Genomic DNA, 10,728 nt, shown 5'->3' on the forward strand with positions numbered 1-10,728 from the left:
CGCCATGCTTCTTACTTCCAACATTCCCTCCGGCCCGCTGACTGAAAAATGGGATAACTGCCGCTTCAGCAGCAAGCTCGTCAGCCCGGCCAACCGCCGCAAATATGAAATCATCGTCGTCGGCACTGGATTAGCTGGCGCATCCGCCGCCGCCACGCTGGGCGAGCTGGGCTACAGCGTCAAAGCCTTCTGCCTGCAAGACAGCCCGCGTCGCGCCCACTCCATCGCCGCGCAAGGCGGCATCAACGCGGCTAAGAATTACCAGAACGACGGCGATTCTGTCCTGCGCCTCTTCTACGACACCATCAAGGGCGGCGACTTCCGCAGCCGCGAGGCCAACGTGTACCGGCTGGCGCAGGTCTCCAATGCCATCATAGACCACTGCGTGGCGCAGGGCGTGCCATTCGCCAGAGAATACGGCGGCCTGCTTGCCAACCGCTCCTTTGGCGGGGCGCAGGTCTCGCGCACCTTTTACGCACGCGGCCAGACCGGCCAGCAGCTCCTGCTCGGCGCGTATTCCGCGCTGATGCGGCAGGTTGCGGCAGGCCGGGTCAGAGTTTTTCCGCGCCGCGAAATGATGGACTTAGCCGTGATTGACGGCAGGGCGCAGGGCATCATCGTCCGCAACCTGCTCAACGGCCAGCTCGAACGCCACGCCGCCCACGCTGTGGTGCTGGCCACTGGCGGCTACGGCAACGCCTTTTATCTCTCCACCAACGCCATGTCCGGCAACGTCACCGCGACCTGGCGGGCGCACCGGCGCGGCGCAGCCTTCGCCAATCCCTGCTTTGTCCAGATCCATCCCACCTGCATTCCGGTGCATGGCGAGTATCAGAGCAAACTCACGCTGATGAGCGAAAGCCTGCGTAACGACGGGCGGGTCTGGGTGCCGAAGATAGCGGGAGACTCCCGTCCTCCGGCAGCAATTCCCGAAACGGAGCGAGATTATTATTTGGAGCGCAAATACCCGCGTTTCGGCAATTTGGTGCCGCGTGACGTGGCTTCACGCAACGCCAAGGAGGTCTGCGATCAAGGCTTGGGCGTGGGTGCCACGGGCCGGGCGGTGTATCTCGATTTTGCCGAGGCGATCCGCCGCGACGGTCGGCCCGCCATACTGCGCAAGTACGGAAATCTCTTCCAGATGTATGAAAAAATCACCGCCAGCGACCCGGCCAAGGAGCCGATGCAGATTTACCCGGCGGTGCATTACGCGATGGGCGGCCTCTGGGTGGATTATCATCTGCAATCCACGCTGCCGGGCCTTTTCGTCATCGGCGAGGCCAATTTTTCCGACCACGGCGCGAACCGGCTCGGCGCGAGCGCGCTCATGCAGGGCTTGGCCGACGGCTATTTCATTCTGCCCGCGACCATCAGCAATTACTTGGCGCAGGCCGGAACTGACCACGCCGCTGACGAGCATCCAACCTTTGCCGAGGCCGAGGAGGAGGTCAGCGCACGCATTGTCCGGCTGCTGCGCAACCGCGATTACAAGAAAGCCGGGACGCAAACGGCAGATCAGCTCCACCGCAGGCTCGGCGCGCTGCTCTGGGATCACTGCGGCATGGCCCGGAGCAAGGCGGGGCTGCTCAAGGCCTTGGCGGAAATTCCGCAACTGCGGGAGGAGTTCTGGCAGCAGGTCTATGTGCCGGGCAGCGGCGAGGATTTGAATCAGTCGCTGGAGCGGGCCGGGCGCGTGGCGGATTTCCTTGAATTTGCCGAGACGATGGTTGTAGATGCTTTGGAGCGCGAGGAATCCTGCGGCTGTCATCTGCGCGAGGAAAGCCAGACCGAGGACGGCGAGGCGTTGCGCGATGATGCGAACTTTGCTCATGTCGCGGTCTGGGAATATCAGAGCGAAAGGAAACGCCCCCTGCTGCACAAGGAGTCGCTGCGCTTTGAGGCGGTGGAGCCAACACAAAGAAGCTACAAGTAAACCAAGCAGATCAACTTTCCGGCAGCTCGAAGAGAAGAACACCGCATTTTTCCGCCGCCTTGATCAAAGCGGCATCCAAGGTCGCCAGCGGCAGCCCTTTGCGCATGGCCAAATCCAGATACGAGGCATCATAGGAAGAAAGCTGCTGTTCTCTGGCCAAGGCCATGATTTCACCGGTCATCCGCTGCGGTGATTCCTGCATGACCTCAATGGGAAGTTCGCGGAGCAGCTCCAAAAAACGGATGCTGTCCGCCTTGCCCAGCCGCTTTTTCCGTTCGGCAACCAGCAGGACATTGGCGACTTCCAGCGGCCAAACTGCCGGAACTACCGCTGTCAGTGTCTCCAGCGCGGCCAACACATGCTCCGCATAATCGCTGTTCTCATCCGCGAAACACCACGACATTATCCACGACAAAATCAGCCATCACCGTCGGCCTTCGTCAATCATTTCTTGGATGGAAAGACCGTCAAGCTTGTGCCTGCGCCGAAATTCGCGCAGTTCGGCGATGACCTTCTGCGCAGGTTTGCGGCTTGCGGCTTCAGGCTCAGGCGGCTGGAGCGATGCGACCGGCACTCCGTGCTTGGTGATGATAATTTTTTCTCCCCGGCTGACGCGGTTGAGCAGTCTCGGCAGATGGGTTTTCGCCTCATAAGCACCGACGGTTTCCATGATTGTCTCCTTGCATACTTTAGACCTGGTTAAGACCAGGTTATCTTTTCTGCAAGCCCTTGTCAACCGATGCCGCCTGCATTTTTCTTATTGCACATCCTGAATAACGCATGTTATGAATCTTCAAACGTCATCTGAAAAAAAACACGGTGCGGCCATGAAAACATTGCATCAACTTGTTGAGGAAAACTTTTCTCCTCAGGAACGGGAGGAAAATCCGGCGGAAAGCTGGGGAAAAGATTGCCGCTGTCCGTCTTCGGCAGGTGCGCCAAGCGCAGCAGGTCACACAGAAGACGCTGGCGCAGGCAATAGGGCTGTCGCAATCACCCCCCTCTAAGCTGGAACGGCTGCTGAAGATTAAGGCTGTGTTTCAGAGAGGGACGGAGTATCTCATCAGAATTACAAAATTGCCTTCCTAAGGAGAAAAGAACAGCATGAAATCTGTTTCGCATGAACAGCGCAAAACCCAGATGGCACTGCGTGGTCTTGGCGGCCTCTGTCTGTGGTATCTCCTCTACAGCCTGCTGCTGCCGTTCTCACACTTCTTTGCCTACACCCTGCTGGGACTGCAACAAGACAGCCATCTTGGCGCGGCAGTGCAGTTCTTTGTTTATGACACCCCCAAGGTCATGCTGCTGCTGATGTTGATCGTCTTTGCCGTCGGCATTGTGCGGTCCTTTTTCACGAAGGAGCGCACCCGCAGGCATCTCGCAGGACGGAAGGAGGCTGTTGGCAATGTGCTGGCCGCTCTGCTCGGCATTGTCACGCCGTTTTGCTCCTGTTCCGCCGTGCCGCTCTTCATTGGTTTTGTCCAAGCTGGAGTGCCGCTCGGCGTGACCTTTTCCTTCCTGATCGCCGCGCCGATGATCAACGAAGTGGCCTTGGTGCTGCTCTATGGCCTGCTGGGCTGGAAACCTGCTGCCCTTTATCTTGGCTCTGGTTTGCTGATTGCCATCGTTTCCGGCTGGATTATTGGCCGCTTGCATTTGGAGCACCTGCTGGAAGACTGGGTGCTGGAGATGCGCACTGTCCGCGAGCTGGTGATTGAGAAACGGCTGACTTGGCCAGACCGGCTGGCGATGGGCAAGACAGCGGTGCGCGAGATCGTGGGCAAGGTCTGGCTGTATGTGATTGCAGGCATTGCGGTCGGCGCGGGCATTCACGGCTATGTGCCGGAAGACTTCATGGCCTCGGTCATGGGCAAGGCGCAGTGGTGGTCAGTGCCGCTCGCCGTGCTGATTGGCATTCCCATGTATTCCAATGCCGCCGGGATTGTGCCGGTGATGGAAGCCCTGCTCGGCAAGGGCGCGGCGCTGGGCACGGTGCTGGCCTTCACCATGAGCGTGATTGCCCTTTCGCTGCCAGAGATGGTGATTCTGCGCAAGGTGCTGAAGCCGAAGCTGATTGCGGTGTTCGTCGCCGTGGTGGGGACGGGAATATTGCTCACCGGCTGGCTGTTTAATCTGTTGTTTTAAAGCGGCTCAGTCAAGTGTGAAGCTGGCGGATTTCTCCCCGCAGCTCCTTGCCTGCCTCCAGCACGGCATAGGTGCAGGGATGGCCGAATCTGCCGTTGAGCTGGAACGAGCCGGGATTGATGATCAGCCTGCCTGCGGCACTATGGCAGACCGCGTTGTGGGTGTGGCCATAAATCAGGCAGTCGGCTGTCGGGAAATGCGCGAGCAGGCCCGGCTCTATGTCCATGCCGTGCCTGCCGAACTGGTTGCCGTGGGTCAAAGCGATGTTGAAGCCGCCCAGCTCGAACTCAAGCTGCTTGGGCAGTACGGCTTGCGTGGCCGCGCCGCAGCAGTTGCCATGCACGGCATAGACCGTTTTGCCCCGGAAGGCATCAAGCATAAAGACATCCACCGTGTCGCCCGCGTGGATGATCACCTCGCAGTCGGAAAAACAGCGGCGTGCCGCCTCAATAAAATCTGAGTTCACACGGGTCAGATGGGTGTCGGAGAGGATGCCTGCCCTGATCATGAACGCTTCACAAAGTTGGAGTTCAAGAGAAAAAACGCTGTCCGGCCCGCTGCCCGGAACCGGCTACTTTTCTCAGTTTACAGGGTGGAGGCGGCCCTTGACAAGAAAAGACAGGGAATGGTTGCAAAAAACAGGGGCATCCCGTAACATGCAGCCTTGTGTGCGCCGCATCCCGCAGCGTGCTTTCTTATCCAGTTTTTCTCAGAGGAACAGCCAATGTACACAGCAGCAGACCTGCGCAAAGGCCTGAAAGTTCAGGTTGACGGCGAGCCGTATATCATCACCGATTTCGAGTTCTCCAAGCCGGGCAAAGGCCAGGCACTTTATCGCACCAAGATGCGCAGCCTGATCTCCGGCAACCAGCTTGTCAACACCTACCGTTCCAACGACAAGTTCGACAAGCCGAATCTGGACGAGCGCAAGATGCAGTTCCTCTACGCGCAGGGCGAGGAATACCACTTCATGGACACCAGCAACTTCGAGCAAATTTTCCTGACCAAGGAGCAGCTCGGCGACAACGTCCATTTTCTCAAGGAAGGCATGGAAGTGACCGTGCTGTTCTTCGGCGAGACCAGACCGATTGACATTACCATCCCCAACTTCGTCAACCTGAAGGTGACGCAGGCCGATCCGTGGGCCAAAGGCGACACCGCTGGCACCGACACCAAACCGGTGACAGTTGAGACCGGCTATCAGCTCCAAGTGCCGCCTTTTGTCGTGGAAGGCGACCTCATCCAGATTGACACCCGTTCAGGGGCCTATCTCACCAGAGTGAAAGAATAATTCCGCAAGGAGGAGGCATCATGGCAAAGCCGCGCATTCTGCTCAATCTCTTTCATCCCACCTTCGAGCAGTCCAGAGGCAATCGCGCTTTGGCTGAAGAAGCCCGCAAGCTGGCCAACGTCACCTTCCGCAATCTTTGTCAGGAATATCCTGACCTCAAGATTGATGTGAAGAAGGAGCAGCACTTGCTGCTGGAGCATGATCTGATTGTCTTCCAGCACCCTGTCCGCTGGTACAGCGGCCCGGCATTGCTCAAAGAATGGCAGGATCAGGTGCTGCAATACGGCTTTGCCTATCCTCCGGGCGTGGGCGACAAACTGAACGGCAAATGCTGGCTCTCGGCAGTGACCACCGGCGGCCCGCAAGATGCCTATCGTTCTGGCGGGCGCAACAACTTCACCATGAGCGAACTGCTCCGCCCCTTCCAGCAGACTGCCACGCTCTGCGGCCTGACGTGGCTGCCGCCCTTTGTCGTCCACAGCGTCCTGCCAGTGACGATGGGCGGCATCAGCGATGAAGAACTGGGCAAGCGAGCCGAAGAATACCACATTTTGCTGGACGGCTTCACCATCGGCTGATGCACCAGCCCGGCCATCATTTTGTTTACGGCACGCTGAGGGATTATCTCACTGGTGAAGAGCTGCCGGATACCGACGATGAGCGGTTCCGGCAGCAGCTTGCCCGGCTGCTGGTCGAGGAGCGCGGTTTTGCCAAAAAAGAGCTGGAACCGCGCTTGGCCATTGAGACTCTTTTCGGCACAACCTTTGTCCGCTCGCTGATTGACCTGACTGTTTCCGTCAATGGCCAGCGGCTTTTTGTTCTGCGCTATGGGCCGGGTTCGCTGGTCACGCGGGAAAAACCTGCGGTGGCTGCGGCGCGGGTGCTGGACGCAACGTGTTGCATTCCGCTGGCTGTGGTGACCAACGGCCAAGATGCTGAACTGCTGGAAACCCACAGCGGCAAGGTGCTGGCCAGCGGCATGGCCGCCATTCCCAGCCGGGCGCAGGCGGCGGAGCTGCTGGCTGCGCATCCGCCCCGTCCGCCGCTGACTGGCCCGGAACGCGAGCGCAACCTGCGGGTGCTGAATGTGTTTGATTTGGAAATTTGCTGCCGGAAGGAGCGATGCGGATGAATTTTTTTCAAATGAGTGAAAAAAATGGCTGAAGAAAACAACCAAGCAGATCAATTAGCCGAATATCGAAAATGGATTGTTGCTGCTGAACAGAAATCGCAAGAAGATTTTGACAAAACAGTTCTCTCACTTTCAGGCGGTGCTTTAGGTGTCTAACAAAATATATTCGGATTCTGTTGCATAACCATCTTTGTTGGAGCTAATCTTTCAGCTAAAGGAGCCTTAAATGAGCGAAAAGAAGTCCCCGTCAACACCACAGCAACATCCAACTTCACCACGTCCGACAACAACTCCACCTCGAAACGAGCAGAATTCAAATAGGAGGGGCTATATACCGCCACCTCCGCCGCCAAAGCCCGTTCCGGCCAAGAGAGGCAGAGGTTAAAGATGATCAAAGGGAGGCATGATGCCTTCCTTCTTGTTTCTGTCCTTGGCATTCCGCATTTCTTATGAATCAGCAAGAAATTTCCAATCCCCTCGAAGGCCATCGCCAGCGGCTGCGAGACCGTTTTCAGGAAAAAGGCATTGATGCGCTCTCCGATGTGGAGGTCATCGAGCTGTTGCTGACCTTTGGCACGCCGCGCTGCGATTGCAAGCAGCCTGCCAGAGATGCTTTGGAGAAATTCAAGACCCTGCCGGAAGTGCTGGACGCGCCAGCGGCTGCGCTTGAGAAAATCAAAGGCATGGGGCCGAAGAACATCTTCGCCCTTCAGTTCATCCAAGGCGTGGCCCGGCGCTATCTCCGCCAGCGGATTCAGAAAAAGAGCTACATCACCTCGTCCAAAGAGGTGGCTGATTACCTCATCCATGCTCTGCGTGGCCTGCGCCGCGAGGTTTTCATGGCCGTGTATCTTGATGCCAGCCACGCGGTGATTGACAGCGAAATTCTTTCTGAAGGCACAGTCAACGTCAACACTGTTTATCCCCGCGAGCTGCTCAAAGCCGCGCTGGCCCGCAATGCCGCCGCCTTGGTCATCGCCCACAATCACCCCTCCGGCAGCCGCGAGCCGTCGGCGCAGGACGAGCAGCTCACCCGCACCCTGTTCCTGATCTGCTCGTTCATGAACATCAATCTGCTCGATCACTTGATCATCGGCGCGGGCGAAACTGTCTTCAGTTTCGCCGATGCCGGAATGATGACCGCTGTCCGCAACGACTGCGCCGCCATCCGCACCAAGCTGTCGTGAATGGACAGATATCGGTCTGTATCTCTCACCCTTGCCTCAAAGAGAAGTTGAGACCTGAACACATGACTGGAGAGATTAAAAAATTTCTGTATGGGTTCCTGATTACATACAGACCTCTTGCATAAGCAGTAGGGGCGAAAAATCTTTCGCCCCTGCATCAAGCACATGCTTGATGCGTCCCCTCAACGCAGGGCTGCATTAAATAAATTCAAACAACGTTTGGACGCTTGGGACAAGCCTCCTTATCACAGTGCAATTCCTCCAGAACAGCAGCACGATGAATCTCTGTAACGTGATACGCACAAGATGATGAACACTTCCGCTTCTGTCGGCGTGATCATTCCTGCCGCAGGGTTTGGTTCCAGAATGGGGGCGGCAGTGCCCAAGCAATTCCTTGAGCTGGCCGGAGAGCCGATATTGGCCCGCACGTTGCGAGTCTTTCTTCAACATCCGGCGGTGGCCGTGGTGGTTGCTGTGCTGCCGCCGGAGCATCTGCACTCCGGCCAAGCGCAGCTGCTTCCTTTGTTTTCTCCCAGCGAGCGGGAAAAGCTGTTCTTTACCGCAGGCGGCGCAACCCGGCAAGAGTCGGTGCGCAACGGCCTCGCTGCCCTGCCTGTGGAAATTGGGCGCATTCTCGTTCATGACGGCGCACGGCCTTTGGTCACGGCTGAAATCATTGACCGCTGTTTGGCCGGAGTGGCGCAGCACGGGGCTGCGCTAGCCGCTGTGCCGGTCAAAGACACCTTGAAGGAAGTTGCAGGAGAAATGGTTTGCCGCACGGTTGACCGCGAGCAGCTCTGGCAGGCGCAAACCCCGCAGGGCATGGAACGGCACCTAATAGAGCAGGCGTATCGTCATGCCGAAGCCAGCGGCTTTCTCGGCACGGATGAGGCTTCGCTGCTGGAACATGCGGGCATTCCGGTGGCGGTGGTCATGGGCAGCGAGCAGAATATCAAAATCACCCGGCCTGACGATCTGCGGATTGCCGCCAGGCTGCTGCGGGAGGAAAACACTATGCTGCGGATTGGCCACGGCTTTGACGCGCACCGGCTGGTTGCAGGACGCAAGCTCATTCTCGGCGGCCAAGAAATCCCCTGTCATCTTGGCTTGGATGGTCATTCCGACGCGGATGTGCTGACGCACGCCCTAATGGATGCCCTGCTTGGCGCGCTTGGCGAGGGCGACATTGGCCGCCATTTCCCGGACACAGACGAGCAGTACCGTGGCGCGGACAGCTTGCGGCTGCTGACGCAGGTGATGCGGCTCGCTGGGGAAAAACGGCTGCGCTTAGTCAATGCCGACATCACGGTGATCTGCCAGCGACCCAAACTTGCACCGTACATGGACGCAATGAAAACACGGCTGGCCGCTGTCTGCGGTGTTGCGGCGGAGCAAATCAACATCAAGGCCACCACCACAGAAAAGATGGGCTACACCGGGCGCGGCGAAGGCATCAGCACTCATGCGGTGGTGCTGATGATGGCGGTCTGATTTGGGATAACAGGGTAACGACCGAACATTGCAGGAGGAAAATATCCTCCTGCGCAGCAGCGGGAAAGATCAGCGGGCTGAAGCTGCAAAGCCGCTCTTGTCCGCCGCGATGGCCGCCACGGTCTCCAGCTCGTAGTAGCGGCAGGCTTCCATCAGGAAGCGGCATTCTGTCCACATGTCGCCGTCCACCAGCGGCATGAAGAGGTCATGGATGTTGTCCGCGCCGAGATAGACAGGCAGCCCGCTGGCGACCAGCTCATCCACCGGGGCGATGGAGTTGTGCAGCGGCGCGTATTTCTGGAGCTGCTTCATGCTCAAGGCCGCTGAAGGACAGACGATGAAGCTCATTCCTGCGTCCTTGGCCAGGCGCATGACGCGCTTGCGCTCGCTTGGATCCTTGGCCGCCAGCGAGACCGCATGAACCGCCCGCACCCTGCCTTCCATGCCGTGCTCAATCGCCTTCACCGCCAGCAGCTCGGTCTCGTTCTCATCCGGGTTGTTCTCCTGATCCACATGCACATCCACCGGCTTGCCGAGATTCTTGGCGATGGAGAGGATGATGTCGAGATGCTTCTCCGGCAGGGGCCGGTCTTTCGACGGCAGGCCGCCGACCACATCAGCCAGTGCGCAGGCCTGCTCAAAGAAGTCCCGCGACTCCTTGTTCAGCACGCCTTCCAGCGGCTGCACGGCGATTTCAATCTTGATCTCATGCTTGTGCTTCTCCTTGAGGGCAAGGGCGACCTGCATCGGCAGCAGCCGCACGGTCTTGTCCGCGTCAATGAAGGTGCGGCAGTGCGTCACGCCCTGGGCCTTCATCACCTCGATGCAGCGGCTCATCCGCTCGGTCAGGTCGCTTTCGGAGTAATTCTCTTTGATGTACCTGTACAGCTCCCACTTCTTCTGCATGTCCGCCTGACTGAGCTTGAGGTTGTCGGGCGAGATGATGTAGGACTTGTCGAAATGGGCATGATAGCAGGCGAAGCCGCCTTTCTCCAGCACCATCTGGAGGAAGTGCTTCTTCATGTCCCAAGGAGCAGACGGGTCAGTGATCGCGTAGTTGAAGATGTTCCCCTTCTTGTCTTTGAGCAGCCGTGCCAAAGTCATTGCGGCCAGCTTGACGCTGGTGAAGATTGGAATGCCGTTCTCGATGCACAGGGCGCGGATGGTGGAGGAGTCGGAAGATTCGTCGTAATCCTTGTTGCCAGTGAGGATGTTGATGACCAGATCAACTTTGCTGTCCGACAGATACGGCAGGATGTTCGGGGCGATGTTGTCGGCGATCTTGTGCAGCTCGGTGTTCGCAACTCCGTTGGCGAGCAGGAAGCGGCTGGTGCCCGGCGTGGCGAAGAACTCCACGCCGATGGCTTTCAGCTCTTTGATGTGCGGCAGCAGGGTCTGCTTGTCCTCCTCCTTGCCTGAGCTGACCAGAATGCGGGTGCGGCTGCTGCGGCTGGCGAGCTTGAGATTGAAGGCCAGCAGCTCCAAGGACTGATCAAAATGGTTCATGGCGCAATGATGGAAAATGGACTTGGTGAAAAGACGCGCCAGT

At 58.1% G+C, this 10,728-nt stretch carries 12 protein-coding genes; 8 read left to right on the top strand and 4 right to left on the bottom strand.

Translation table 11 applies throughout. The features are described 5' to 3' along the window. The first annotated feature begins 4 nt into the window (after positions 1 to 4). Positions 5 to 1,933: a fumarate reductase/succinate dehydrogenase flavoprotein subunit gene (locus tag ACNKH6_RS01810; protein ID WP_417913835.1), complete on the top strand. Its 1,929-nt coding sequence runs from the start codon at positions 5 to 7 to the stop codon at positions 1,931 to 1,933. 10 nt (positions 1,934 to 1,943) lie between these two features. On the opposite strand, the gene ACNKH6_RS01815 is transcribed toward ACNKH6_RS01810, so the two are convergent. Together ACNKH6_RS01815 and ACNKH6_RS01820 are read right to left on the bottom strand one after the other, a co-directional pair. Then, positions 1,944 to 2,336, bottom strand: a complete 393-nt coding sequence (locus ACNKH6_RS01815; protein WP_417913836.1) for a type II toxin-antitoxin system VapC family toxin — start codon at positions 2,334 to 2,336, stop codon at positions 1,944 to 1,946. Between the two features lie 21 nt (positions 2,337 to 2,357). Next, complete coding sequence (locus tag ACNKH6_RS01820; protein WP_417913837.1) at positions 2,358 to 2,603, bottom strand: type II toxin-antitoxin system Phd/YefM family antitoxin; 246 nt, start codon at positions 2,601 to 2,603, stop codon at positions 2,358 to 2,360. A 434-nt stretch (positions 2,604 to 3,037) separates the two neighbouring features. Between ACNKH6_RS01820 and ACNKH6_RS01825 the strand changes: the two genes are divergently transcribed. Beyond that, positions 3,038 to 4,078 carry a permease gene (locus ACNKH6_RS01825; protein ID WP_417913838.1) on the top strand — a complete coding sequence of 347 codons (1,041 nt, stop codon included), beginning with the start codon at positions 3,038 to 3,040 and terminating at the stop codon, positions 4,076 to 4,078. A gap of 10 nt (positions 4,079 to 4,088) precedes the next feature. Here the strand turns inward: ACNKH6_RS01825 and ACNKH6_RS01830 are convergent, their stop codons facing one another. Next, positions 4,089 to 4,586, bottom strand: a complete 498-nt coding sequence (locus ACNKH6_RS01830) for a metallophosphoesterase family protein (RefSeq protein ID WP_417913839.1) — start codon at positions 4,584 to 4,586, stop codon at positions 4,089 to 4,091. A gap of 216 nt (positions 4,587 to 4,802) precedes the next feature. Here ACNKH6_RS01830 and efp point away from each other — a divergent pair, with 216 nt between their 5' ends. The 6 genes from efp (at position 4,803) to ispD (ending at position 9,179) form a co-directional block, all read left to right on the top strand. Next, complete coding sequence (gene efp, locus ACNKH6_RS01835) at positions 4,803 to 5,369, top strand: elongation factor P (RefSeq protein WP_417913840.1); 567 nt, start codon at positions 4,803 to 4,805, stop codon at positions 5,367 to 5,369. 20 nt (positions 5,370 to 5,389) lie between these two features. Next, positions 5,390 to 5,947: an NAD(P)H-dependent oxidoreductase gene (locus ACNKH6_RS01840; RefSeq protein ID WP_417913841.1), complete on the top strand. Its 558-nt coding sequence runs from the start codon at positions 5,390 to 5,392 to the stop codon at positions 5,945 to 5,947. Further along, complete coding sequence (locus ACNKH6_RS01845) at positions 5,947 to 6,501, top strand: type I restriction enzyme HsdR N-terminal domain-containing protein (protein WP_417913842.1); 555 nt, start codon at positions 5,947 to 5,949, stop codon at positions 6,499 to 6,501. Before ACNKH6_RS01840 ends, ACNKH6_RS01845 begins: the two co-directional genes overlap by 1 nt. Before the next feature lie 24 nt (positions 6,502 to 6,525). Then, positions 6,526 to 6,657 carry a hypothetical protein gene (locus ACNKH6_RS01850; RefSeq protein WP_417913843.1) on the top strand — a complete coding sequence of 44 codons (132 nt, stop codon included), beginning with the start codon at positions 6,526 to 6,528 and terminating at the stop codon, positions 6,655 to 6,657. Positions 6,658 to 6,950: 293 nt separating this feature from the next. Continuing rightward, on the top strand, positions 6,951 to 7,688 hold the full coding sequence (gene radC / locus ACNKH6_RS01855) for a RadC family protein (protein ID WP_417913844.1): 738 nt from the start codon (positions 6,951 to 6,953) through the stop codon (positions 7,686 to 7,688). Between the two features lie 306 nt (positions 7,689 to 7,994). Next, positions 7,995 to 9,179, top strand: coding sequence for a 2-C-methyl-D-erythritol 4-phosphate cytidylyltransferase (ispD, locus tag ACNKH6_RS01860; protein WP_417913845.1), 1,185 nt, complete (start codon positions 7,995 to 7,997; stop codon positions 9,177 to 9,179). A 69-nt stretch (positions 9,180 to 9,248) separates the two neighbouring features. On the opposite strand, the gene ACNKH6_RS01865 is transcribed toward ispD, so the two are convergent. Then, positions 9,249 to 10,685 (bottom strand): amidohydrolase family protein, encoded by a 1,437-nt coding sequence (locus ACNKH6_RS01865; protein ID WP_417913846.1) that lies wholly within the window; start codon positions 10,683 to 10,685, stop codon positions 9,249 to 9,251. Positions 10,686 to 10,728 lie beyond the last annotated feature (43 nt).

Source organism: Candidatus Electronema sp. JM (assembly GCF_048287415.1).
Taxonomy (GTDB): domain Bacteria; phylum Desulfobacterota; class Desulfobulbia; order Desulfobulbales; family Desulfobulbaceae; genus Electronema.

Bases quoted from the DNA above. Each gene is read 5' to 3' on its own strand.
- ACNKH6_RS01810 (WP_417913835.1), top strand. From the start codon at position 5: ATGCTTCTTACTTCCAACATTCCCTCCGGCCCGCTGACTGAAAAATGG.
- ACNKH6_RS01815 (WP_417913836.1), bottom strand. From the start codon at position 2,336: ATGTCGTGGTGTTTCGCGGATGAGAACAGCGATTATGCGGAGCATGTG.
- ACNKH6_RS01820 (WP_417913837.1), bottom strand. From the start codon at position 2,603: ATGGAAACCGTCGGTGCTTATGAGGCGAAAACCCATCTGCCGAGACTG.
- ACNKH6_RS01825 (WP_417913838.1), top strand. From the start codon at position 3,038: ATGAAATCTGTTTCGCATGAACAGCGCAAAACCCAGATGGCACTGCGT.
- ACNKH6_RS01830 (WP_417913839.1), bottom strand. From the start codon at position 4,586: ATGATCAGGGCAGGCATCCTCTCCGACACCCATCTGACCCGTGTGAAC.
- efp (WP_417913840.1), top strand. From the start codon at position 4,803: ATGTACACAGCAGCAGACCTGCGCAAAGGCCTGAAAGTTCAGGTTGAC.
- ACNKH6_RS01840 (WP_417913841.1), top strand. From the start codon at position 5,390: ATGGCAAAGCCGCGCATTCTGCTCAATCTCTTTCATCCCACCTTCGAG.
- ACNKH6_RS01845 (WP_417913842.1), top strand. From the start codon at position 5,947: ATGCACCAGCCCGGCCATCATTTTGTTTACGGCACGCTGAGGGATTAT.
- ACNKH6_RS01850 (WP_417913843.1), top strand. From the start codon at position 6,526: ATGGCTGAAGAAAACAACCAAGCAGATCAATTAGCCGAATATCGAAAA.
- radC (WP_417913844.1), top strand. From the start codon at position 6,951: ATGAATCAGCAAGAAATTTCCAATCCCCTCGAAGGCCATCGCCAGCGG.
- ispD (WP_417913845.1), top strand. From the start codon at position 7,995: ATGATGAACACTTCCGCTTCTGTCGGCGTGATCATTCCTGCCGCAGGG.
- ACNKH6_RS01865 (WP_417913846.1), bottom strand. From the start codon at position 10,685: ATGAACCATTTTGATCAGTCCTTGGAGCTGCTGGCCTTCAATCTCAAG.